26 protein-coding genes are annotated in these 23,446 nt (G+C 63.9%); 13 read left to right on the forward strand and 13 right to left on the reverse strand.

Features of this window, described 5'->3' with window-relative positions; all coding sequences use genetic code 11:
* Positions 1–91: 91 nt before the first annotated feature.
* Entirely contained in the window at positions 92–514 is a 423-nt protein-coding gene (mscL, locus tag RHP72_RS21265) for a large conductance mechanosensitive channel protein MscL (RefSeq protein ID WP_007727535.1), read from the forward strand.
* A gap of 59 nt (positions 515–573) precedes the next feature.
* Here mscL and RHP72_RS21270 read toward each other — a convergent pair whose 3' ends face one another.
* From RHP72_RS21270 to mrf, 9 genes are all read right to left on the reverse strand, one after another.
* The gene (locus RHP72_RS21270) at positions 574–750 is read right to left on the reverse strand and encodes a hypothetical protein (protein ID WP_003946347.1); all 177 of its coding nucleotides are present in this window, start codon (positions 748–750) and stop codon (positions 574–576) included.
* Between the two features lie 6 nt (positions 751–756).
* Positions 757–1,254 (reverse strand): molybdenum cofactor biosynthesis protein B, encoded by a 498-nt coding sequence (locus RHP72_RS21275; protein WP_176720912.1) that lies wholly within the window; start codon positions 1,252–1,254, stop codon positions 757–759.
* A gap of 80 nt (positions 1,255–1,334) precedes the next feature.
* The gene (locus RHP72_RS21280; RefSeq protein WP_230793089.1) at positions 1,335–2,807 is read right to left on the reverse strand and encodes a S1C family serine protease; all 1,473 of its coding nucleotides are present in this window, start codon (positions 2,805–2,807) and stop codon (positions 1,335–1,337) included.
* 225 nt (positions 2,808–3,032) lie between these two features.
* Entirely contained in the window at positions 3,033–4,412 is a 1,380-nt protein-coding gene (locus tag RHP72_RS21285) for a HAMP domain-containing sensor histidine kinase (RefSeq protein WP_020908630.1), read from the reverse strand.
* A gap of 65 nt (positions 4,413–4,477) precedes the next feature.
* Positions 4,478–5,164 (reverse strand): response regulator transcription factor, encoded by a 687-nt coding sequence (locus RHP72_RS21290; protein ID WP_003946387.1) that lies wholly within the window; start codon positions 5,162–5,164, stop codon positions 4,478–4,480.
* Positions 5,165–5,234: 70 nt separating this feature from the next.
* Positions 5,235–5,846, reverse strand: coding sequence for a trimeric intracellular cation channel family protein (locus RHP72_RS21295; RefSeq protein WP_003946409.1), 612 nt, complete (start codon positions 5,844–5,846; stop codon positions 5,235–5,237).
* A gap of 18 nt (positions 5,847–5,864) precedes the next feature.
* Complete coding sequence (gene rpmF / locus RHP72_RS21300) at positions 5,865–6,038, reverse strand: 50S ribosomal protein L32 (RefSeq protein WP_007727540.1); 174 nt, start codon at positions 6,036–6,038, stop codon at positions 5,865–5,867.
* Positions 6,038–6,292: a type B 50S ribosomal protein L31 gene (locus RHP72_RS21305; protein ID WP_003946367.1), complete on the reverse strand. Its 255-nt coding sequence runs from the start codon at positions 6,290–6,292 to the stop codon at positions 6,038–6,040. Before RHP72_RS21305 ends, rpmF begins: the two co-directional genes overlap by 1 nt.
* Complete coding sequence (gene mrf, locus RHP72_RS21310; RefSeq protein WP_003946410.1) at positions 6,289–7,542, reverse strand: ribosome hibernation factor-recruiting GTPase MRF; 1,254 nt, start codon at positions 7,540–7,542, stop codon at positions 6,289–6,291. The genes RHP72_RS21305 and mrf overlap by 4 nt, the downstream gene beginning before the upstream one ends.
* A gap of 104 nt (positions 7,543–7,646) precedes the next feature.
* Here mrf and rpmB point away from each other — a divergent pair, with 104 nt between their 5' ends.
* From rpmB to RHP72_RS21345, 7 genes are all read left to right on the forward strand, one after another.
* The gene (gene rpmB / locus RHP72_RS21315) at positions 7,647–7,883 is read left to right on the forward strand and encodes a 50S ribosomal protein L28 (protein ID WP_003946346.1); all 237 of its coding nucleotides are present in this window, start codon (positions 7,647–7,649) and stop codon (positions 7,881–7,883) included.
* Positions 7,884–7,887: 4 nt separating this feature from the next.
* Entirely contained in the window at positions 7,888–8,052 is a 165-nt protein-coding gene (rpmG, locus tag RHP72_RS21320; RefSeq protein WP_003946358.1) for a 50S ribosomal protein L33, read from the forward strand.
* Between the two features lie 2 nt (positions 8,053–8,054).
* Positions 8,055–8,360, forward strand: coding sequence for a 30S ribosomal protein S14 (gene rpsN / locus RHP72_RS21325; RefSeq protein ID WP_003946379.1), 306 nt, complete (start codon positions 8,055–8,057; stop codon positions 8,358–8,360).
* A 9-nt stretch (positions 8,361–8,369) separates the two neighbouring features.
* Positions 8,370–8,627: a 30S ribosomal protein S18 gene (gene rpsR / locus RHP72_RS21330; RefSeq protein WP_003946414.1), complete on the forward strand. Its 258-nt coding sequence runs from the start codon at positions 8,370–8,372 to the stop codon at positions 8,625–8,627.
* A 130-nt stretch (positions 8,628–8,757) separates the two neighbouring features.
* The gene (locus RHP72_RS21335) at positions 8,758–9,696 is read left to right on the forward strand and encodes an AEC family transporter (RefSeq protein ID WP_007727548.1); all 939 of its coding nucleotides are present in this window, start codon (positions 8,758–8,760) and stop codon (positions 9,694–9,696) included.
* Between the two features lie 19 nt (positions 9,697–9,715).
* On the forward strand, positions 9,716–10,180 hold the full coding sequence (locus RHP72_RS21340; RefSeq protein ID WP_007727550.1) for a hypothetical protein: 465 nt from the start codon (positions 9,716–9,718) through the stop codon (positions 10,178–10,180).
* Between the two features lie 152 nt (positions 10,181–10,332).
* Positions 10,333–11,694, forward strand: coding sequence for an NAD(P)/FAD-dependent oxidoreductase (locus RHP72_RS21345; protein ID WP_311093786.1), 1,362 nt, complete (start codon positions 10,333–10,335; stop codon positions 11,692–11,694).
* A 36-nt stretch (positions 11,695–11,730) separates the two neighbouring features.
* Here the strand turns inward: RHP72_RS21345 and RHP72_RS21350 are convergent, their stop codons facing one another.
* Entirely contained in the window at positions 11,731–13,248 is a 1,518-nt protein-coding gene (locus tag RHP72_RS21350; protein WP_003946355.1) for a PucR family transcriptional regulator, read from the reverse strand.
* Positions 13,249–13,417: 169 nt separating this feature from the next.
* On the opposite strand from RHP72_RS21350, the gene RHP72_RS21355 reads away from it, so the two are divergent.
* From RHP72_RS21355 to RHP72_RS21365, 3 genes are all read left to right on the forward strand, one after another.
* Entirely contained in the window at positions 13,418–14,848 is a 1,431-nt protein-coding gene (locus RHP72_RS21355; RefSeq protein WP_003946421.1) for a gamma-aminobutyraldehyde dehydrogenase, read from the forward strand.
* Between the two features lie 90 nt (positions 14,849–14,938).
* Positions 14,939–15,838, forward strand: coding sequence for a universal stress protein (locus RHP72_RS21360; RefSeq protein WP_064074030.1), 900 nt, complete (start codon positions 14,939–14,941; stop codon positions 15,836–15,838).
* Positions 15,835–17,361, forward strand: a complete 1,527-nt coding sequence (locus RHP72_RS21365; protein WP_003946397.1) for an APC family permease — start codon at positions 15,835–15,837, stop codon at positions 17,359–17,361. The genes RHP72_RS21360 and RHP72_RS21365 overlap by 4 nt, the downstream gene beginning before the upstream one ends.
* On the opposite strand, the gene RHP72_RS21370 is transcribed toward RHP72_RS21365, so the two are convergent.
* Positions 17,358–17,975 carry a TetR/AcrR family transcriptional regulator C-terminal domain-containing protein gene (locus RHP72_RS21370; RefSeq protein WP_054781942.1) on the reverse strand — a complete coding sequence of 206 codons (618 nt, stop codon included), beginning with the start codon at positions 17,973–17,975 and terminating at the stop codon, positions 17,358–17,360. The two genes, RHP72_RS21365 and RHP72_RS21370, sit on opposite strands and share 4 nt — an antisense overlap.
* Positions 17,976–18,124: 149 nt before the next feature.
* Between RHP72_RS21370 and RHP72_RS21375 the strand changes: the two genes are divergently transcribed.
* Positions 18,125–19,072, forward strand: a complete 948-nt coding sequence (locus RHP72_RS21375; protein WP_073512729.1) for a nitrilase-related carbon-nitrogen hydrolase — start codon at positions 18,125–18,127, stop codon at positions 19,070–19,072.
* Positions 19,069–20,094, forward strand: coding sequence for an agmatine/peptidylarginine deiminase (locus RHP72_RS21380; protein ID WP_050656889.1), 1,026 nt, complete (start codon positions 19,069–19,071; stop codon positions 20,092–20,094). Before RHP72_RS21375 ends, RHP72_RS21380 begins: the two co-directional genes overlap by 4 nt.
* Positions 20,095–20,105: 11 nt before the next feature.
* Here RHP72_RS21380 and RHP72_RS21385 read toward each other — a convergent pair whose 3' ends face one another.
* Both RHP72_RS21385 and RHP72_RS21390 read right to left on the reverse strand, forming a co-directional pair.
* Positions 20,106–22,043, reverse strand: a complete 1,938-nt coding sequence (locus tag RHP72_RS21385; RefSeq protein WP_058226066.1) for a VWA domain-containing protein — start codon at positions 22,041–22,043, stop codon at positions 20,106–20,108.
* Between the two features lie 9 nt (positions 22,044–22,052).
* On the reverse strand, positions 22,053–23,429 hold the full coding sequence (locus RHP72_RS21390) for an ATP-binding protein (protein WP_102999408.1): 1,377 nt from the start codon (positions 23,427–23,429) through the stop codon (positions 22,053–22,055).
* Between the last annotated feature and the right edge of the window lie 17 nt (positions 23,430–23,446).

The following is a 23,446-nucleotide window of genomic DNA, read 5'->3' on the forward strand; positions in this document are numbered from 1 at the left end:
AGCGTCCGAAGCTCCTCTAGGATTTTTCCAGTCGGTTCGGTATCAACGGACCATCTGGCACTTGCCATCGGAGACTCGAGGGGACACCGACATGCTCAAGGGATTCAAGGACTTCCTGCTTCGCGGAAACGTGCTCGACCTGGCCGTCGCGGTTGTCGTCGGCGCAGCCTTCACCGCCATCGTCACGGCATTCACCAGCAACATCATCAACCCACTCATCGCAGCTATCGGCGGATCCGACGAATTGGGCTGGGGAAAGGAGATCATTGCCGGTAATTCCGAAACCTTCGTGAATATCGGTGCTGTGGTCACCGCGATCATCAACTTCATCATCATCGCAGCGGTCGTCTACTTCGTGCTGATCGTCCCTGCGAATGCAGCGAAGAAGAAGTTCGTCTCCGAGCCCGAGGACAAGGAAGCCAGCGAAACCGATCTGCTCATCCAGATCCGCGACATCCTCTCGGCCAATGCCGGTGGCGCCGACACGGGAGCGCACGCCAAGACTCTCGAATAGGCAGTGCCCACAGATCAAATCAGGCCCTCGGACAATTGTCCGGGGGCCTGATTTACTTCTCAACCGCCGTGGTGCGGGGGCCGCTGACTGCGCAGCCAGTCGTCGTCCGAGGACCGCGAGGATCCTTCGGGACCCCGCTCGTCCGACGTCGTCTCGGGAAAGACGTCCCCGAAGATGCGCGCCAGGCGCTTCTTGTCGACTGACGGCTTCTTCGGGGTATCTGGTTGCTCCGACAAGCTGTCTCAGCCCTCGAGGCTGGACAGCTCGGCGATCACGTGACTCGCCAAAGCCGTCAGGGTTGCCATGCCGTCGCGAATTGCCGGCCTGGTCGACGCCAGATTGGCTACCACGGTGCTTCCCGAAACCCCGACGAGGCCGCGGGACAAGCCTGCTTCGAGCGATCCGGCCGAAAGACCGGAGGCACGAAGTGCTTCGGCAATTCCCGGGATCTCGCGATCGAGAACCTCAGCGGTCACGTCAGGAGTGACGTCACGCGGGGATACCCCGGTACCGCCGACCGAGATGACGAGGTCGACGCCACCGATGACTGCGGTGTTGAGAGCGTTGCGGATCTCCACTTCGTCGGCGGCGACGGCGACCGTCGCATCGACGAGAAAACCCGCTTCGTTCAGCAGTTCCGTGACCAGTGGACCGATGGAGTCGGTGTTGTCGCCGTGGGCTGTGCGATCGTCGACGATGACGACCAGAGCGCGGCCGGCCGATGTGGCTTCGAGTTCCATGACTCCTACCGTAGTGTCCGATCCCGACGCCGTTGCGATCTGGCCGAAGATCGGGTCGATCGTCTGCTGATCGCCGAACATCATCGACCGCCCTGCGCTGCCGCGGTTCCCAACGTGACGTCGACGGTCTTGGTCTGCCCGCCGTCGCTGTACGTGATCGAGACCTTGTCGCCGGGAGCATGTGAACGCACTGCCGCGATCAGCGAATCACCATCTGCGACAACACGATCGTCGACCTTGGTGATGACTGCACCCTTCGGGATACCGGCCTTGGCGGCCGGCCCGTCAGCAGTGACATCCATGACGGTTGCGCCGTCGGCGTTGTCCTGCGACGGCACGGTCACGCCGATCATGGCCTGAGTCGCCTTGCCGGTCTTGATCAGTTCGTCGGCGACGCGGCGTGCCTGATCGATCGGGATGGCGAAACCGAGGCCGATCGAACCGCCTTGGGTACCCGACGACGCTCCGAGCGAGGCGATCGCCGTGTTGATGCCGATCAGCTGGCCGTCCATGTTGACGAGGGCGCCACCGGAGTTGCCGGGGTTGATCGCTGCGTCGGTCTGCAGAGCGTCGATGACGGTGTTCTGGTTGCCGGACTCGCCGCTCGTGGACACCGGGCGATCGAGTGCGGAGATGATGCCTTCGGTGACCGTGCCGGCCAGGCCGAGTGGGGACCCGACGGCAACCACCTGCTGTCCGACCTGGACGTCGCCGGAGTTGCCGAGATCGATGGGGGTGAGGTCGTTTCGACCGTCGACCTTGATGACGGCGATGTCGGAGACGGGGTCGGCACCGACAAGGGTGGCCGAGGCCTTGGTTCCGTCGGAGAACGCAACGCGAAGTTGCGCTCCCTGTGCGCCGGCAACGTGGTTGTTGGTCAGGATCAGACCGTCGGAGGACAGGATGACACCGGAGCCCTCACCGCCCTGTCCCTGCGCGGTGGCTACCTCGATCTGCACGACGCTCGGCACGACCTTCGAGGCAACGGCCTGAACCGAGCCGGCGGGAGCGTTGGACGTGTTGGTCGCAGTGGGCTTCGGAGCGTTCAGAGAGTTGGTGACCGTCGCGGTTCCACCGTTGCGGTCCGCGACGACGGCGCCGACCACGCCACCGACACCACCACTGACCAGGACCAGGGCGAGAGCGCCGGCAACCAGCGCCATGCGTCCCGACTTCGGCTTGGTGGTGGTCGAACCGGAGTTCGGCCCCTGCAGCGGTGCGGGGATCTGATTGTGGCCGCCGCCCGGGCCGTTCGGACCGCCGGGGCCACCAGGGTTGGGTGCGCCGTACGGGGCGCTCTGCTGGTACGCGGCCTCATGGGCACCGTGCGGGTGGCCGAAAGCCTGCGTGGGCTGCTGCTGTGCCTGCCCGAAGGCTTCGGCGGGTCGGGCGAACGACTCGGTCGGCTGGTACGGCTGCTGAGGCGCCTGCCCCTGAGGCTGCTGCGGCGGCACGGGAGGCTGTGCTTGAGGTGCTGTCGGCTGCGCCTGGGTGGTGGGCTCGCTGTTGGGCTGCTCGGGCCGGGTCGGCCCGACGTTACGGTCCTCGGTCATCGGCTCGCTTTCGTCTACGGTGACCACCGGACGGGCAGTCACAACTGTTCTGCCGACAATGCTGCCTTGCGCTGCTGAGAAGGCGCTGAGACGTGCCTGTCACTTTACCCAGAGTTCGACGTGAAAAACCGGTGTTGTCGGTTCGGCCCGAAAGACTTTCGGGCCGAACGCATTAAGCCGTGACGTCAGTCACCGAAGCGCGGGACCAACGGTCTACAGAACACGCTACTCGGCACTCGGCCCCGGTTCACCGGGAAGCACGATACGAACAAGCGCTCCCCCACGATCGGATTCGTCGATCGCGATTGTGCCGCCGTGCTTGACGACGACCTGACGCACAATCGCAAGTCCCAGACCCGATCCCGGCATCGAACGTGCCGCGGTCGACCGGTAGAAACGATCGAACACCAACTCCCGATCCTCCTCCGGAATTCCAGGTCCCGCATCACTTACGGTCAATTCCAACAATCCTTGACCCACCGGACGCATTTCGACGCGTACCTGTTCGCCCTTCGGACTCCACTTCGCAGCGTTGTCGAGGACGTTCAGCACGGCACGCGACAGGCCCGCTTGATCTCCGTAGACGTACCACGGAGTCGTGACCGCCTCGAACTCGATTTCGTTGCGCCTGCGCCGCGCTCGTTCGAGCGCACGCTCGACGACGTCGCTGACGTCGACGCGCTCGTACACGGTTTCGGGTGCGTCTTCGCGGGCCAGATCGACAAGGTCACCGACCAGAGTCGACAGTTCCTCGATCTGCGCGACGACATCGGCACGAAGTTCCGCCATGTCCTCGTCGGGAATCTGCGGCGCACCGGGGCGACTTGACGCGATCAGCAATTCCATGTTGGTACGCAACGAAGTCAACGGTGTGCGCAACTCGTGTCCGGCGTCCGCAACGAGGCGCGACTGACGCTCACGGGACTCGGCGAGCGCCCGCAGCATCGTGTTGAAACTCTCTGTCAGGCGCGCTAATTCGTCGCTGCCGGTAACGGGGATCTGCGTCAGATCGTCGGTCCGGGCGACTCGTTCGGTGGCGGCAGTCAGCCTGGCGATGGGCCGTAAACCGGTGCGGCCCACGGTAGTACCCGCCACCGCAGCCAGGATGACACCACACCCACCGACCACGAAGAGCACCCAGGCCAGCCGATCCAGTACCGCAACGGTCGGCGCGAGCCGCTGACCAATCACCAAAGTGCTTCCGTCATGCGTCCGTTGAGCAAGCACTCGCTGGCCGTCGACGGTTCGCAGCGAAGAATCCGATTCACCACGCGCAACGGCATCTTCGGCTTCGCCGATCGGCACGTCGGAACCGGGCGGCTGGTACGTGCTCAGGTCCGAGAAGATCAGGGCCACACTGATGTCGGTGGTGTACAGCGTCGCACCGGAGATGTAGCGAGGATCGAATCGCACGACATTGCTGTCGATGAGCACCGCTGCCCTGGTACGCAACTGGTGATCGACGTCCGCGTAGAGCGCACGCGAAACCACCGCGTAGGCAGCGATCGCCATGACTGCGACGGCAATGGCCACCACCGACGCGGCGAGCAGCGTCACACGCCAACGCAATGACACCGAACGGGTCAGTGGCATCGGCGGGCGCATTTCGACGGACGCTTGGGTGGTGGAGGATTTCTTAGGTTCGGCGTTCTTGCCGAACGGAGCGGTGATCACGGAGGCGTCTCCCGCAGGACGTAGCCGACTCCGCGGACGGTGTGGATCAACCTCGGTTCGCCGTCGGCTTCCGTCTTGCGACGCAGGTAGCCGACATACACCTCGAGGGCATTGCCGGACGTCGGGAAGTCGTATCCCCACACTTCTTCGAGAATGCGTCCACGGGTCAGCACGCGGCGTGGGTTGGCCATGAGCATTTCGAGGAGGGAGAACTCGGTGCGCGTCAGGCTGATCGATCGCTCTCCGCGCTTGACCTCACGGGTGACCGGGTCGAGGGTGAGGTCCTCGAACGCCATCATTTCGGAATCGGCGTCCAGATCGGGCGCGGTGCGGCGAAGTAGTGCACGCAACCTGGCAAGCAACTCTTCCAAAGCGAAGGGCTTGGGCAGGTAGTCGTCCGCTCCGGCATCGAGGCCGGCGACTCGCTCGCTGACCGAATCGCGGGCGGTGAGCACGAGGATGGGCAGGTCGTCGCCGGCACTGCGAAGACGACGGCACACTTCGAGTCCGTCGAGTCGCGGCATCATGACGTCGAGCACGACGGCGTCGGGCCGGTTGGCGAGGATCTTCTCGAGTGCGTCGAGCCCGTCGACCGCGAGCTCGACCGTGTAGCCGTTGAAGCTGAGCGACCGCCGAAGCGACTCGCGAACCGCCCGGTCGTCGTCGACCACCAAAATACGCATACCGACAGTTTGGACTGAAGTGCTGAGATGCGGCTGAGAGGGTCCGATTCCGGCCTCCGGCGTGTCGCGGTCAGTCCCGGGTTCGCCTCGGCCCGGGCAGGCTCCAATGACGCCATAAGGCAAGCAGTCTGAACACCGCGGCGAACGCCGTGCCGCACACCAGCGCGGCGTTGGTGGACAGTCCGGCTTGCGAGACTGTGACCACCAACGCAGCGCCGAGCAGTGCGGGAACCGCGTACAGGTCCTTGTGCAGGAGCAGTGGCACCTCGTTGACGAGAACGTCGCGGATCACGCCGCCGCCGATCGCCGCGGTCGCACCGATCAACGTCGCCGCCAGCGAACTGGCGTTGTTGTCCAGCGCGATGACGGCGCCGGTGCTCGCGAACAAGCCCATCCCCAGTGCGTCGAGCGCCAGGATTTCACGACGCAGTCGATTGAGCGGCTCGTGGAGGTAGAACACGGCGAGTGAGGTGGCGGCGGCGGTTCCGAAGTACGGCCAACTGCTCAGAGAGCTGGGCGGATGGACGCCGAGGAGAACGTCGCGGACGATACCGCCGCCGATGCCGGTGAACACACCGACCGAGCACACCCCGAAGATGTCGAGTCGCTTGGTGACGCCCACCAGGGCACCCGAGGCCGCGAACGCCACGATGCCCACCAGTTCGAGGATCCTCAGCAGCACCGGCCAAGGATCGCACGGTCAGATGCGGCTCGGGTCGATCACCCCGAGCCGAACTGCTTTGACCAGTCGCCGAGGCACCCGGTGGGTCTGGCCGAAGGCCGTGACCTCGACCAGATCGGGCGCCGTCGCCTTCCACTGGGCACGACGGCTGCGCGTGTTGGAACGGGACATCTTCCGCTTGGGAACGGCCATCAGAGTGCCTTGCGCTTCCCGTAGCGCCGCTCGAACTTCTCGACGCGTCCTGCAGTGTCCATCACACGTTGCGCTCCGGTCCAGAACGGGTGAGAGTCGCTCGTGACATCGACGACCAGCAGCGGGTACGTGCCACCATCTTCCCATTCGACGGTGCGCTCACTCGTCACGGTCGATCGGGTCAGGAAGCTCTTGCCGGTGCTGGCGTCCTGGAACACCACCGGGTGGTAGTCGGGGTGCATCTGCTTCTTCATTCGTTTCCCTCTCGCGTTGATTCGGTTTCGGCATAAGGTGATTCGGATTCGTCACACGGGTCTTCATGAAACTCGCCGAACGGGTCTTCCCACGTTGCCCACGACGCTTCGTCCGCCAATTCGTCGTCGGTGACCAAGGCGTGCTGCAGTGTTCGGTCGATCTCGAGCGGGTTCGCACCGCAGGTCAGAACGACCATCGAGGTGTCGCGATCACCGAAACGCTCGTCCCATTTCAGGGCCGCGAGTGCACGGCGTTCAGCTGGAACGCGGTCTCGTTCCTCCGGCGTCATCGCGGCAAGCCAGGTGTCCGCGCTGGCAACTCGCAGGCCACCGCCCGCCGATTCGAGCCAGAGCGCTTCACCCGGTTGCGTCGCCACCCAGACTCGTCCGCGGGAGTACACGACGCCTTCGAGCAGGACGTCGATCGCCTCGTGCAGACGACCGGGGTGGAACGGCCGGTTCGCGGTGAACTCGACGAGCATCACTCCGCCGTCGTCGTCGAGCGGCGGCTGGCGACGCAACAGCGGTGAGTGAGCGTCGGCCAGTTCACCGCGTCGCGCATCCGCAGGCACCTCGAGGAGCAGTGCCTCGATGTCGTCTCCCTCATCGAAGACGGGTACCCGTGGAGCGATGCGCGCGAGAACCGCGTTCAAGCGGGACCGCTGCCAGCCGTCGAGCGCATCGGACCCGCGTAGGACGAGCGCGTCGGCGAAGTCGACCTGCCCGACGACGACCTGAGCCAGGGTGCGGTCGTCGTCGAGAGCTTCGTCGCCGGTGGCGTCTGCCAGCCAGGTCGCCGCGTCGATGCACGTCACGACGGCGTCGACGCGGACGTCCCGCTGCGCCGGTCCGTCCAGTTGGCCGACGACGCCGGTTACGACGACGTGCTCGATCGCCCAGCACAGCGCCTCGGGCTCGAGTTGCCGGTCCAACAGCAACACGATCCGCTGCACCGAACTGTGCGAGTGAAGCCGGCGCAGGAGCGGCAGCAAGTCTTCGCGCAGGGTGCAGGAGACGCAGCCGTGCGCGAGCTCGAGGATCGTCTCGCGCTCGGACACAGTGCCGGCAGACCCGGCACTCCCGGTCATCGAGGTGACCGTCCGCCGGACCACCCCTTCACGGACGTGGCTCAGGTCGTGGTGGACCAGAACAGTTCCGGTTCGCAGCAACGCTCGTGCGGTGTGTGGGGTGGATTCGCTCATGCCGGCGACCAGGACCAGCGGAGTCCTGCCGTCCAAGATCGTGTTCACAGCGGGCCTTTCTGGGAATGATTGTCATTACCGAGGTTGAACGGTACATTGATCTCACCGCATTGTCGAAAATGATTGTCATCTGCAAGTTGAAAGGAACACCCATGTCGGCTCACTGCCAAGTGACCGGACGTGTGCCGGGGTTCGGAAAATCCGTCTCGCACTCTCACAAGCGTTCGAACCGTCGCTGGAACCCGAACATCCAGCGCAAGACCTACCTCCTGCCCAGCGAGGGGCGTCGCATCACACTCACGCTCTCGACCAAGGGCATCAAGACGATCGACCGCGACGGCATCGAATCCGTCGTCGCCCGGATCCGCGCGCGCGGCGAGAAGGTCTGAGCAGATGGCACGCAACGAGATCCGCCCGATCGTGAAACTCAAGTCCACCGCGGGCACCGGGTACACGTACGTGACCCGCAAGAACCGTCGTAACGACCCCGATCGACTCGTACTGAAGAAGTACGACCCGGTGCTGCGAAAGCACGTCGATTTCCGAGAAGAGAAGTAGGCATGGCCAAGAAGTCGAAGATCGCGAAGAACAACCAGCGACGGGTCGTCGTCGAGCGGTACGCGGAGCAGCGGTCCGCTCTCAAGGAGACGATCCGCTCCCCGAAAAGCTCGGCAGAGGAGCGCGCGAAGGCCCAAGCGACCCTGCAACGTCTACCACGCGACGCCAGTCCGGTACGATTGCGCAATCGAGACGCTGCGGATGGACGTCCGCGCGGCCACCTGCGGAAGTTCGGGCTCTCCCGGATTCGCGTGCGAGAAATGGCGCACCGTGGGGAACTGCCTGGCGTACACAAGTCGAGCTGGTAAGGAAGTCGGATGGCAGTCAAGCGTTCACCGTCGAAGAAGCCACGCCCCGTAGAGGGTCGTAAGCCCAAGAAGAACCCGTTGTTCGCAGCGAAGATCACGCATGTCGATTACAAGGACATCAACTTGCTTCGCACGTTCATCTCGGACCGCGGCAAGATCCGCAGCCGTCGCGTCACGGGCCTGACCCCGCAGCAGCAGCGTCAGGTCGCCGTTGCAGTGAAGAACGCACGCGAAATGGCGTTGCTCCCCTTCACCGCCGCCCGGTAGTCATACGTGCTCGGTAGTCACACGTAGAAGTACCGAAGAGGTCGCGCAGTCACTCGACTGCGCGGCCTTTTTGTTGCCCTGACTAAGATTTTCCCGAAGTCGTTCATTCCAGTCGAGAGGTGCCCGCAGCGTGTCGGGAGTTGTTGCGGGTTTCACCGTAATTTTTGTTGTCATCGCGGTCGGGTATCTCCTCGGCCGTCTCGGCACCCTCGGTAGCCAAGGACAGTTCGTTCTCGGTCGACTCGTCTTCTTCGTCGCGACGCCTGCCCTGCTGTTCACCACCCTCGCGTCGTCCGATCTTTCGGTGATCTTCTCGCCGACGCTCGCCGTTGCGTCGGCTACTGCCTTTGCCGTCGGCGCTCTGTACGTCGTCGTCGCAAAGATCTGGCTCAACCGGCCGCTACCCGAACTGACCATCGGCGCGCTGTCGGCTTCGTACGTGAATTCAGCCAACCTCGGAATCCCGATCGCGGTGTTCGTGCTCGGCGATGCCACGTTCGTCGCGCCGCTCCTGCTCTTTCAGATCGTCGTGTACTCCCCGATCGCCTTGACGATCCTCGATCTGACGGCCCTTCGCGGCGCGGATGCCGAGAAGCTCTCGTTGATCGACACCGTCACCGCCCCGTTCAAGAATCCGATCGTGCTCGCGGGCGCTGCGGGGTTGATCGTCGCGTTGATCGGTTGGGTACCGCCCCGGCCGCTGATGCAGCCTTTCGAATTGATCGGCGCGACGTCGGTCCCCGGTGCGCTGTTGGCATTCGGGCTCTCGCTCTACGGCGTGCGGGTGCTGGAGAAGGGCTCGAGTCCACGCCGCGACGTGGCGCTGGCGTCGACGCTCAAGATCGTGGTCCAACCTGTGCTGGCCTATCTGATGGCGCATTTCCTCCTCGACATCGACGGTCATCAGTTGTTCGCCATCGTGGTCGTCTCGACGTTGCCGACGGCGCAGAACGTCTTCATCTACGCAAGCCGCTATCGGCGCGGAATGGTCCTCGCCCGAGACAGTGCCTTTGTCACCACTTTGGCGTCAATTCCGGCAATTGCGCTGGTCACAGCGCTACTCGCTTGAGCAGGGTTACGGTGGATTCATGCGTGTACTAACCCTCGCCGTTCTGGCCTGCCTTGCTGTGGCCGGATGCTCCGTCGGGGCCCAGACCACGGGGCCGGTTGCCGCACCGAATCCGATGGCGGCCAACGAAGCAAGTCCCGCCGACTGGTCGCTCGGAACCCCCGTTCCCGACGAGGTCGACGACAGCGAGATGGGCACGGAGTTCGACAGCCGCACCGACATCGTGGGTGCGACGGCCACGATGTTCGAATCGTGGTCCGAGGTCGACGATCACACGGTGGCCGTCCACTTCGTGACCGGCACTCCGGAGTGCTACGGCGCGTACGCAACCGTCGAAGAGACCGATACGACGGTGATCGTCACGCTCCGAACCGGGGCACTGCCCGAGGCCGCGGACAAGATGTGCATTCTGGTTGCCGTGTTCGGCAGCTTGGATGTCCCGCTGAGCCGACCGCTCGGCGATCGTCACGTCATCAACGGCTAGCCGCGCCTAAACGGCACAAGTTCGACGATCGAACACTCCGTTTCGTCAGGTGTGGTGTGCGTCTCCTCGGGACAGACTGAAAACCGACACCCGTTCACTCGCTCGTCGGCAGCTTTCGACTCGAGCGGTGCTCAACATGAAGGAGCTCGCAAGTGCCTACTCTCCAGAGAGACGTTGCAATCGTCGGCGCCGGCCCCTCTGGCCTGGCAGCTGCAACCGCGCTGCGCAAGGCCGGTTTGACCGTCGCTGTAATCGAAGCGCGCGACCGCGTCGGCGGCCGCACGTGGACCGACACCATCGACGGAGCAGTTCTGGAAATCGGCGGCCAGTGGGTCTCCCCCGACCAGACCGCGCTGATCTCCTTGCTCGACGAACTCGGCCTGAAAACTTTCGAGCGCTACCGCGAGGGCGAGTCCGTCTACATCTCGTCGGCAGGTGAGCGGACGCAGTACACGGGTGATTCCTTCCCCACGAACGACACCACGAAGAAGGAGATGGACCGTCTCATCGACGAGATGGACGATCTCGCAGCACAGATCGGCGCCGAGGAACCGTGGGCACATCCCCTCGCCCGCGATCTCGACACAGTCTCCTTCAAGCAGTGGCTGATCAATCAGTCTGACGACGCCGAGGCACGTGACAACATCGGCCTCTTCATCGCCGGTGGCATGCTCACCAAGCCCGCCCACTCGTTCTCTGCCCTGCAGGCCGTACTCATGGCCGCTTCCGCAGGTTCGTTCTCCCACCTTGTCGACGAGGACTTCATCCTCGACAAGCGAGTGATCGGCGGAATGCAGCAGGTATCGATCCGCATGGCGGAGGCCCTCGGTGACGACGTCTTCCTCAACGCACCCGTGCGAACGGTGAAGTGGAACGAATCCGGTGCAACGGTGTTGGCGGACGGCGATGTTCGCGTCGAGGCAAGCCGAGTGATCCTGGCCGTACCGCCCAACCTCTACTCCCGAATCTCGTACGATCCCCCGCTGCCGCGTCGTCAGCACCAGATGCACCAGCACCAGTCCCTCGGCCTCGTCATCAAGGTTCACGCGGTGTACGAGACGCCTTTCTGGCGCGAAGACGGCCTCTCCGGCACCGGCTTCGGCGCGTCCGAGGTAGTGCAGGAGGTGTACGACAACACCAACCACGAGGACGATCGCGGCACCCTGGTCGCGTTCGTCTCCGACGAGAAGGCCGACGCGATGTTCCAGCTTTCCGTCGAGGAGCGTAAGGCCACGATTCTGGCCTCACTTGCCCGCTATCTCGGCCCGAAGGCCGAAGAGCCGGTTGTGTACTACGAATCCGACTGGGGCTCGGAGGAATGGACCCGCGGTGCGTACGCAGCGAGCTTCGACCTCGGAGGCCTGCACCGCTACGGCGCGGATTCCCGCACGCCCGTCGGCCCGATTCACTTCTCGTGCTCCGACATTGCGGCCGAGGGGTACCAGCACGTCGACGGTGCCGTTCGGATGGGTCAGCGAACCGCAGCCGACATCATCGCTCGCAGCAAGGCCTGACGGCCGCTTTGCCAAGTCTCGATCATTGCCCGGCAGTCACGATTGCCGGGCAATGATCGAGAGCAGTAGTTCGGCCCGAACCCTGGCCACTTCCAGCCGACAGTCGATCAGGCTCTCCACCTTCGCCATTCGGCTCCGCAGTGTGTGCCGGTGAACGCCCATCGTGATGGCGGCCGCTTCCCAGTGTCCGTTGGCCTCGAGAAATGCCCGCAACGACGCCAGCAGTTCGGTGCCGTTGTCACGGTCGTAGTCCTCGATCGGTGTGATCATCGTTTCCGCCAACGTGTTGAGCACTTCACGCGTCGAATCGAAAGACAGCAGCACACTTCCGGTCAGCGCCGCGAATTCCAAAGGTTCGCCACCGATTTCGGCCGCCGACGCACACAGCTGGGACTGTTCGACGGCGACCGCCAGCGCAGCGACCACCCGTCGCGCGCTCAAGCCGACACGAAGCGCGCGAAGATCCGACCTCGATACCCCGCCGAGCAGCTCTCGGGCGAACTCGACGTCGTCGGTTCCACGCAGCAGCACCGTGACGCGAGTGTCGTTGATCCGCGAGAACAACTGCCGCCCTGCCTTGTTCATGAACTCGGCAATCTCGGCTCCGACGCGTCCCGCTACGTCGGACGTGTCGGCAAGAACTGTCAATCCTCGGATCATTCCCTCGCCGTCGGCGGCCTGCCTGATCTGTTGCCACGCCGGCGCCGGGTCGCGATCCTCGGTAAGCAGCAGCCCGAGGGCGTGCGAATTCAACTGATCCTGAGTAGCACGCAGGCGCGCAGGTTTCTCGAAGTCCAACGCCAACAACGAGTTCGCGTGACCGAGCAGTATCTGATCGACGTAGCTGAGCGCCGAAGCACTGATCACCGCCAGGTATCCGTACGGCGTTCGCCCGACGCTGATCTGCTGCACCGCGATCGACGCTCCAGACCTTGCGAGCGTCACGCTACTGGAGGCACCGCCCCCGAGAGTTGCTCGCAGTTCGTCGATCACGTCGTCCGTCGGCAGTTGAGGTGAGCTCTCGAGAACTCGTCCGGCGACGTCGAGAAGAAGCACCGTCGCCGAGGTTGCGATCGCCAGTTCACGCACGGTTGCGGCAGTTCCGCCGGAAATGACGGCACGCGTCATCCGCGGTTGCGCCCGCGACGCCCGGAGGACCGCTTCGTATTCCTGCTCTGCCAACCGGCTCATCACACGCTTGACGACGGCAGCAAACGGCGTCGGCAGCGGCACCTCGATCAGCGGGAGTCCGATCTCGTCGGCGACGGCCACCAGATCGGCCGGGACCTCGGGGTACGAGAGCCCGGTTCCGAATCCCACCGCCGCCACTCCCGCCGCGTCGAGCATCCGGAGATAGCGGCCGCGCTTTTGCTGAGTGGACGGCAATCGGATGCCGGTGGTGAGGATGAATTCGCCGCCGGTCAACCATCGAAACGGGTCGAGCAGCTCCGTGGCGTGCGCAAATGTGATTTCGCGACCGACACCCTGGGCGCCACCTTTGAGTTCCAGCGCGAGATCCGGCTGCGCCAACATCCACCGCACAGCGATCGTCATGGGCAGGACTGTACAACTCGGTGCGTCGGCGATCAAAGATTTCACCTTTTTGGCAGCTGCCTTTACTTGTGAGTCAGCGCACACTTGCTCACACACGCCCCACAAAGTGCGAGTTCCGTGCTGATCACCTCGGCCGGAACTCGTTCGACCTCGAGAGGAACCGGTACCGATGTCGATCGTCGTACTCGAGAACTACATCAACGGTGAATTCGTCGCCTCAGCCGCGACGGAAACACTCGACCTGATCAACCCCGTGGACGAGAGTGTGGTCGGGCGTACGCCGGTCTCCACGAAGGAAGACGTCGACGCCGCCGTCGAAGCCGCACAGAGAGCATTCGAGACCTGGGGCAAGACGACGCCGAGCGTGCGGCAGGCTGCACTCCTCAAGCTCGCCGACGCCATCGAAGCGCACAGCGACGAAATCGTCGCAGCCGAAAGCGCCAACACCGGCCAGGCTCACCAGATGATCGCCGACGAAGAGGTCAAGGTCGGAGCCGATCAGATGCGGTTCTTCGCCGGAGCCGCACGACTTCTCGAGGGCAAGGCGGCCGGAGAGTACATGGAGGGTTTCACCTCCTACGTCCGTCGTGAACCGATCGGCGTCGTCGGTCAGGTCACTCCATGGAACTACCCGTTCATGATGGCGCTGTGGAAGATCGGGCCCGCCCTCGCGGCCGGCAACACGATCGTCCTCAAGCCCAGCGACACCACACCGGGCAGCACGCTGGTCCTGGCGAAGCTCTCGAAGGGCATCCTGCCGGACGGCGTGTTCAACGTCGTGCTCGGCAACGGCGGAACCGGCGCGACGTTGGTGGAGAACCCGGCCCTCGGTCTCGTCTCGATCACCGGTTCGGTGCGGGCAGGCATCGCTGTCGCCGTGTCCGCAGCACAGCAACTCAAGCGCGCGCACCTCGAACTGGGCGGCAAAGCGCCGGCGATCGTCTTCGGCGACGTCGACATCGAGAAGACCGCCACCGGTATCGCCGAGGCAGCGTTCTTCAACGGCGGCCAGGATTGCACCGCGGCCACTCGCGTGATCGTTCACGAGTCCATCCACGATCAGCTCGTCGAAGCCCTCGTCCGGAACGCCGAGAAGCTGCGCCCCGGAGCGCCTTCCGATCCTGATGCCTTCTACGGCCCGCTCAACAACATCAACCACTTCAACGCCGTGAGCGACAAGATCGCGAACCTGCCGGCGTCGGCCAAGATCGTTACCGGCGGAAAGCGTTCGGGCGAAACCGGATTCTTCTTCGAGCCGACCGTCATCACCGGCGTCGCACAATCGGACGACATCGTGCAGGAAGAGACTTTCGGTCCTATCCTCACAGTCCAGAGCTTCTCCGACGAGAAGGAGGCGATCACGCTTGCCAACGACGTTCGGTTCGGCCTGGCCTCGAGCATCTGGACCAAGGATCACGGTGTCACGCAACGCGTCTCCGCTGCTCTCGACTTCGGTGCGGTGTGGATCAACTGCCACATCCCGCTCGTCGCCGAAATGCCGCACGGCGGCTTCAAGTATTCCGGTTACGGCAAGGATCTCTCGGCCTACGGAGTCGAGGACTACACCCGTCTCAAGCACGTCATGAGTTCGCACGACTGAGTCGCCGCCCCTCCTGCTGTGCGCCTTTATCAACCCCCCGCGGTTAATAAAGGCGCACAGCAGATTCCTCCAATCCGGAAAAGAGCCACCATGCGCCTTATCGTCGGATACCTCGCCACACCCAGCGGTAAAGACGGGCTGGTCCTCGGGGCCCAGCTCGCGCGCAGTCTCGGCGCGCAACTCGACATCTGCATGGTCCTCCCACCGGATCGGACACTGCCGGCCAAGGTTCCCTCGGAAGCCGGCTACGACGACATCCTCGCCGCGCGTGCACACGACTGGCTCGCCGAGGCGAAAGCGTCGGTGCCCGAGGACATCCAAGTGGAAGTACACCTGAGCTTCCACGAGTCATTCGCTCAGGGCCTGCTCGACGAAGTGGACCGACTGAATGCGCTCGCGATCGTGGTGGGAGCTTCCGGCGACGGTCTGCTCGGCCGTCACGCGATAGGTTCGGTCTCGACCGAACTGCTTCACTCCGCCCATGTCCCGGTAGCACTGGCGCCTCGCGGAACGCGGAACTCGGCGGCCACTGCGATACGAGAGGTCACCTGTGCACTCGGCACCCGTGTCGGCGCCGACATCGTCTTGAACACCGCCGTGCGCGCCAGCGAACTGATGCAGGTTCCGTTGCGACTGGTCTCACTGGTAGCGCTCGACCCCCAGAACGATCTGCGCGATCATCGCGACACCGCCGAGTCGGCCAGGGAGCGTGCACGAAATCACGCTCAGGACACACTCGACGTCGCAAGAGCCGCGCTCCCCGCGGAGTTCCCCATCGAGGTCATCATTGCCGACGGATCTACCGTGGAATCGGCAGTGCGTCAACTGGACTGGCAGGACGGCGACCTCGTGATGGTCGGTTCCAGCCGTCTCGCGCAGCCCCGCAAACTGTTCCTGGGCTCGACCGCCGCCAAGATGCTGCGCGTACTGCCCGTACCCATGGTCGTAGTGCCAAAGCACGAATTCACCCAGCCGGAGGCACTGTCATGACCAGCACCGAACTGAGTTCCAAAGGCCTCGCCACCGGCAAGATCGGCATGATCTCCGGCGCGGTGCTCGGAATCTCCTCCGTGGCACCGGGTTACACCCTGACGGCCAGCATCGGATTGATCGTCGCCGCGGTCGGTCTCAAGATGCCCGCCATCTTCATCGCCGGCTTCATCCCGATGTTCCTCACCGCGTACGCGTACCGCGAACTGAACTCCGACACTCCTGACTGCGGAGCGTCATTCACGTGGTCCACCAAGGCATTCGGACCGTACGTCGGCTGGATGTGCGGCTGGGGCATGGTGATCGCCACCATCATCGTGCTCTCGAACCTCGCTGCGATTGCCGTCGACTTCTTCTATCTGTTCATCGCGCGGGTGGCCGACAATCCCTCCATCGCCGATCTGCCGGGCAATAAATTCGTCAACGTCGGCACCACACTCGTCTTCATCGCGTTGGCCACCTGGATTGCCAGTCGGGGAATCACCACCAGCGAGCGCGTACAGTTCGCGCTCGTCGGCTTCCAGATGGTGCTGCTGGTCGTCTTCGCCGTCGTTGCACTGGTTCACGTCGGCGCCGGCGACGCCCCGGCCGGATTGTCCTTCGACCTGAGTTGGTTCAACCCGTTCAGCGGACTCGCCATCGGTGCGTTTGTCATCGGACTCACCGGATCGATCTTCGCGTTCTGGGGCTGGGATACCTGTCTCACGCTGGGCGAGGAGTCGAAGAACCCCAAGAAGACCCCCGGCCGCGCCGGTTTGCTCTGTGTCGCAACCATTCTCCTTACCTACCTGCTGGTCGCCGTTGCCGCGATGATGTACGCCGGCGTCGGCGAGGAAGGCCTCGGCCTCGGCAATCCCGACAACTCCGAGAACGTCTTCGGCGCTCTGGCCGACCCGGTACTGGGCAACTGGGGCGGAATGCTTCTGTTCCTCGCGGTCTTCGTCTCTTCAGTCGCCAGCCTGCAGACCACGTTCCTGCCCGCGGCACGAACCATGCTCGCCATGGGTGCATACGGAGCTTTCCCCAAGAAGCTCGCCGAGGTCTCGCCTCGGTTCCTGGTGCCGTCGTACGCGACCGTCGTGGCAGGCGCGGTAACCGCAGTGTTCTACAGCGTCGTCACGTTCCTGTCCGAAAGTGCTCTGCTCGACACGATCGCCGCACTCGGCATCATGATCTGCTGGTACTACGGCATCACCGCATTCGCGTGCGTGTGGTACTTCCGCAAGACGCTTTTCGAGAGCGTACGAAACTTCGTCTTTCGGCTCGCGTTCCCACTCATCGGTGGCCTCATGCTGCTTGCGGTGTTCGTCATTTCGGTCCAGGAGAGTATGAATCCGGACAATGCCAGCGGAGCATCCATCGGCGGAATCGGCCTGGTCTTCTTCCTCGGCTTCGGAATCCTCATCCTCGGCGCGGTCCTGATGATGGTCATGCGAGTGCGCAATCCCGAGTTCTTCGAGGGCAAGACCCTCAACCGCGACACGGAGGCTCTGCGCGACGAGAACGACCTCAGCGTGTCCTAGGAGACAATAGATTCGGGGGCCTGCGCGATCAGGCCCGCCATCAACACGCGCAAGCCGAATTCGAAGGCGGCGTCGGCACGTTCGGGATTTTTCCCGGATGTTGCCAACGCCGCCTTCATCGCGTCGTTGGCTTCGGGTCCCGACGCCCACTGGACGTCCGGCGCCGCCAGGTCCAAGGCCGAACCGAGAACAAAACTGTCGACGGTCGTGATCGCGTGCAGTGTTTCGGTCGGGTCGAAGCCACCATCGGCAAATGCCTGCGCCAATGCGTTGTACAGAGTGAACGCCACACCGGCCTGCACCGTCTGGGCCGTGAAGAGCGGAATCAGACGAGGATGCGCGGCGTAGCTTCGCCGGTACTCGGCTGCCAGCGCCGCGACGGTCTCACTCCAGGTCCCCGAGGCCGACTCGACGTCGATTCCTGCCATCAGCTGAGCCCTCATCAGTTCGACGATCTCGGCTCGTCCGGAAACGTGATTGTAGAGCGAGGACGGTCGAACCTTCAGTCTTGCGGCGAGTCCCGGCATGGTGAAGTCGCCGGATTCGTCCACCGACTCGATCGCTGCCTCGGTGATGATCGCCGGTGAGAGCAGTCGTTGCGATGGCCGCGGCATATGTCCTCCTGTAGTGATCCACACCGTTCGGGGCGCTGCAAAAAACAATTCCTCGAAAGTCCTTGATCAATCAGCGCTCACCCACCATACTTAACGAATCACATTCGTTTTACGTTGAACGTCGAATACCCGAGCACCGAGGAAACCCCATGCTGACGATCACCGCCCTCACCCCACCCGAGTCACCGGCCGCGACTTCGCCGTCCACGTCCACTCCTCTGCGTGTAGGTCTCGTCCAGCATCGCTGGCACGAGGACCAAGACGACCTCCACGCTGAATTGAGCGAAGCCATTGCGTCCGCAGCGAAGCTGGGCGCTTCCGTGGTCTTTCTTCCGGAGCTGACGCTCAGCCGCTACCCCGCCTCCACCCCGGCCGGCGACAATCCCGGACGCGCGGCGGAAGACCTGCTCACCGGACCCACTTTCGCCTTCGCCACCAAGGCCGCCGCGGAGAACCAGGTTCTCGTTCACGCGTCGTTGTACGAGCGCAGTGACGCCGAGGACGGCCTGGGCTTCAACACCGCGATCCTGGTCTCGCCCGGGGGTGAACTTCTCGGTCGTACCCGCAAGCTCCACATTCCGGTGACGGCCGGGTACTACGAGGACACGTACTTTCGCGGCGGTCCGTCCGAGGACGCATACCCCGTTCACGAGGCACTCGGCGCCAAGTTCGGACTCCCGACATGCTGGGACGAGTGGTTCCCCGAGGTCGCACGTGCATACTCCCTCGCCGGTGCCCAGGTCCTGGTGTACCCGACGGCGATCGGCTCGGAACCCGATCACCCGAACTTCGACACCCAACCGCTGTGGCAGCAAGTGATCGTCGGAAACGGTATCGCCAACGGCACTTTCATGGTTGTCCCCAATCGCCACGGCAGTGAAGGTCTCATCACCTTCTACGGTTCGTCGTTCATCTCGGACCCGTACGGACGCATCCTCGTTCAGGCTCCGCGCGACGAATCAGCCGTCCTGGTCGCAGATCTCGACCTGCAGCACCGTGAAGACTGGCTTGCGCTGTTCCCGTTCCTGGCCACTCGCCGACCCGACACCTACTCGGCCCTGACCGCACCGGTGAACACTGCAGGAGCCAACCGATGACCTGGCGCATGCCCGCGGAAAGTGAACCGCACGAACGTACCTGGATGGCGTACCCGAGCGCCGGATACTCTCTCGGGGACACCGCGGAAGAACAGCACGAAGCGCGCTCGACGTGGGCGGCCGTCGCCCACGCCGTCGCCGAATTCGAGCCGGTCACCGTCGTCGTCGATCCCGCCGAAGTCGAAGAAGCACGAAAGTACCTGTCCGAGAAGGTCGACATCGTCGAGGCACCTCTCGACGACGCGTGGATGCGCGACATCGGGCCGACGTTCGTCCTGTCCGACGAAGGCCGTCTCGGCGGAGTCAACTGGGTGTTCAACGGCTGGGGTGCACAGGATTGGGCGCAGTGGGACAAGGACTCGAAGATCGGCGCATTTGTCGTCGAACAATCCGGTGCCCAGTTGATCGACTCACCAATCGTCAACGAGGGCGGCGGTATTCAAGTCGACGGTCTCGGCACCGTCTTGGTCACCGAAACCGTCCAACTCGATCCGGGACGAAACCCCGACCTGACGAAGGCCGACATCGAGGCCGAACTCGCCCGCACCATCGGCGCCAAGCACGTGATCTGGCTTCCCCGCGGATTGACTCGCGATCAGGAGACGTACGGAACGCGCGGACACGTCGACATCGTCGCTGCCATCTCTTCCCCCGGAGTTGTACTCGTCCATGACCAACGCAATCCGGTGCACCCCGACTACGCCGTCAGCAAGACGATCATCGAGTTGTTCGAAAGCTCGACGGACGTCGGCGGTCGGCCGTGGAAGGTCATTCGGGTACCTGCGCCCGAGATCCTGCGCGACGACGAGGGATTCGTCGACTACAGCTACATCAACCATCTCGTGGTCAATCGCGGAGTGATCGCCTGCAGCTTCGACGATCCGGCCGACGCCGAAGCGGCCCGGATCCTTGCGGCCGCCTACCCCGGGCGCACCGTCGTCACCGTCGACGCCAGACCGCTGTTCGAACGTGGCGGCGGCATCCACTGCATCACCCAGCACCAGCCCGCTGAACAAGACTGACGGCGGCAGAATTAGCGGCGACCTCGCATGTAGTCACTCACGACCGCGGCGCCGAGGCCGTCCAGGTCCGGCGCGATGACGCGTCCACCCACCCGGTGCGCCATCCGGTCGACCACCCTGGCCAGACCTGGATCCTCACCGAGGCGGAAGAACGTGACCTTGGCGCCCAGCCTGGCCACCGCGTCGAGTGCTCGAACCGTCAAACCGAGGGTTCGCGCACTCGGCGGGTAGTCGAACCTGGCTTCTCCGTCCGCTTCGAGATGAGCCGTCGGCTCACCGTCGGTGACGATCAGTACCACCGGCTGTGCGTTGGAGTGGCGTCGAAGATGCCTGGCCGCCAACAACAGTGCGTGGTGCAGGTTGGTTCCCTGGTCCCACGCGCCGTCCAAACCAGCGAGCTCCGACGGGCTCAGCACGTGCGCGTGGCGTCCGAAGGCGATCAACTGGAGTTCGTCGCTGCGAAATCGCGTACTCACCAGATGATTGAGTGCCAGAGCGGTGCGCTTCATCGGCACCCAGCGATCTTCCATCACCATCGAGAACGACGTGTCCACCAGGAGAGCAACCGCAGCCTGACTGCGCTGTTCGGTTTCGGCCACCTCGACATCGACGACGCTCAGCCGCACCGGCATTCGGCCCGGGTCACGCAGGACGGCGTTGGTGATGGTTCTCGTGACGTCCCACGGTTCCGTGTCCCCGAATTCCCATTCGCGGGACGCTCCGGTCGGTTCACCCATCGCACCGGCCCGACGCGTATCGCGTTGACCGGTTCGTGACGACAGTTGCCCGGCGACATCGCGCAGAGCAGTCTGTCCGAGCTGTCGCATGGCTTTGGGCGACAAGCGCCATTGACCATCCGGTGCACGATCGAAGAAACCCTGTTCCTGCAAAGCCTTTTCGAGATCGGCCAGGGTGCGAGCATCAGCGGCGGCTTCGTCGCCGAGTTGCCGCGCGAGTAGCTCGGGGTCGATGTCGTCGAGCGCCGCGCCCGCGTATTGCTGCGACAGTTGATCCGCCAAGGATTCCAGCTCGGCGATGTCCTGCAGGGCACCGGTCCCCTCACCCAACCCCATTCCGTTGTCGCCGCGGAACTGTTGCGAACCTTCCCAGTCCTCACCCGGCCGAGCCGCCTGAAGGAACTGGTCGAGTTGACTCAGCTCACTCATCAGGCTCGGATCACCGAATGCCTGCTGCGCCAACGCATCCAACTCGTCACGCTGCTCCTGCGAGAGCGAGTTCCGCAATCGTTGTGCAGCCGCCGCGCGCTGCGCCAAAGAATCCAGAAGTTCCTCGACGTTGCGCGGGTTGTCCGGGAAATACTGCCCGTGCTTGTCCATGAACTCCGCGAACTGCTCCGCAGTGTCGACCCCGCGAGAGTGCGCGTCGAGCAGTTGATTCAGATCAGCCAGCATCTGGCGTATCTGCTCACGATCCTCGTCGGTGGCGCCCTCGAGTGCCTGCTTCATTCCCGAGAAGCGTTGATCGAGAACCTCACGTCCGAGCAGATCACGAATCTTCTCGTAATCCGCGCGAGCCTGTTCGCTGCGCCAGTTGTAGTCGGCCAGATCTTGCACGGCCTGAGCTGTCGACGGCGGTAACTCCTCGATCCGCATTTCGTTGAATCGTGCGTCGTCGTCGAGAGCACGTGCCAGTTCTTTGCGCTCTTCGAGCACCGCCTTGTCGAGAAGCTTACGAACCTCGTCGAGCGTTCCGTCGAGATTGTTGCGGCGTAGCAACTCACGTCGGCGCCGGTTCGCCTGGGCAGCAAGGTCGTCGAGCCCGCGCATGTCCCGGTTGCCTCGGCGCAGGAGCTCTCGGAGGGCATGGCGCGGCGACGTGCCCGACAACACGTCGTCGCCGATTGCTGCCAGGGCCTCGCGCAGATCCACGGGAGGCGCGAGCGGATCGGGACCACCGTCGTAAGGCCCGTACCGCGGATTGTGGATCATCACTGCCCCTTACGAATATACCGAGCGGCCGCCCGGGCCTTGATCTTTGGAGATCCGGCGCGCGAGGTAAAGCCCTTCGAGGGCAAGTTCGGCACCGGCGGCACGCTCGCCGTCGGATTGCGCACCGAGACGTTCGGCTACTTCGTCCAGGACCTCGAGGTCCGGAAGCTCGTCGAGAAATGCCTTGGCCGTGACAGATTCACCGGTGACGATCGTGTTGCCCATCTCCACCGCAGCAACCAGCATCCCCAGGTCGATCCCGCCGAGACGTACCCGAACCGTATCGGCGGTCGCGCGACGCAGCAGGTGCTCGAGCACCTCCAGTTCCCGTCCCTCTTCACCGGATTCGAACTCGACCTTGCCGCGAAGAACCTCGACCACGGACTCGAGATCGACGGGCCGTGCAACAGGATCGGCTTCGCCGAGCACCGCTGCCCGTCGTACCGCGGCGGCACTGACGGTTTCCGCGCCGGCGACGGCAAAGCGTGCCGACACACCCGATCGCTGGTCCACCGAGGTGGATTCGCGGAGCAGGCGAGTGAATCTGGCAAGAATTTCGAGAAGGTAGTCGGGCACCTCCGCGGCCAGGTGCGCCTCCTGCTCGATCACCGCGATCTCGCCCGCCAGCTCGACGGGGTAGTGAGTGCGGATCTCGGCGCCGAAGCGGTCCTTGAGTGGTGTGATGATGCGCCCGCGGTTGGTGTAGTCCTCGGGGTTGGCGCTCGCGACCAGAAGAACGTCCAACGGAAGCCGAAGCGTGTACCCGCGGACCTGGATGTCCCGCTCTTCCATCACGTTGAGCAAAGAGACCTGGATGCGTTCGGCGAGGTCGGGGAGCTCGTTGATGGCCACGATTCCGCGATGCGCGCGAGGCACGAGGCCGAAGTGAATGGTCTCCGGATCGCCGAGGCTCCGGCCTTCGGCAACCTTGACCGGATCGACGTCGCCGATCAGGTCGGCGACCGAGGTATCCGGCGTCGCCAACTTCTCGGAGTACCGCTCGCTGCGGTGGCGCCAGGCGATCGGGAGGTCGTCGCCCAGTTCCTTGGCTCGACGTATCGAAGCCGGGGTGATCGGCTCGTACGGGTGCTCCCCCAGTTCCGAGCCTTCGATGACGGGCGTCCACTCGTCGAGCAGGAGCCCGAGAGTGCGAAGCAGCCTCGTCTTTCCCTGACCTCGTTCGCCGAGCAGAACCACGTCGTGGCCGGCGATCAGCGCCCGCTCGAGTTGCGGGGCGACCGTGTCCTCGAACCCGACTATCCCGGGCCAGGGGTCACGGCCGTCCCGCAACGCGGCGAGAAGATTCTCTCGTAGTTCTTCCTTGACACTTCGCTGTACGTGTCCGGAGGCGCGTAGCTCTCCGAGGGTTTTTGCGACAGTCACCACTCCACGCTACGAGTGTT

The sequence above is a fragment of the Rhodococcus sp. SG20037 genome (assembly GCF_031763325.1).
In the GTDB taxonomy this organism is placed as follows: domain Bacteria; phylum Actinomycetota; class Actinomycetes; order Mycobacteriales; family Mycobacteriaceae; genus Rhodococcus_F; species Rhodococcus_F qingshengii.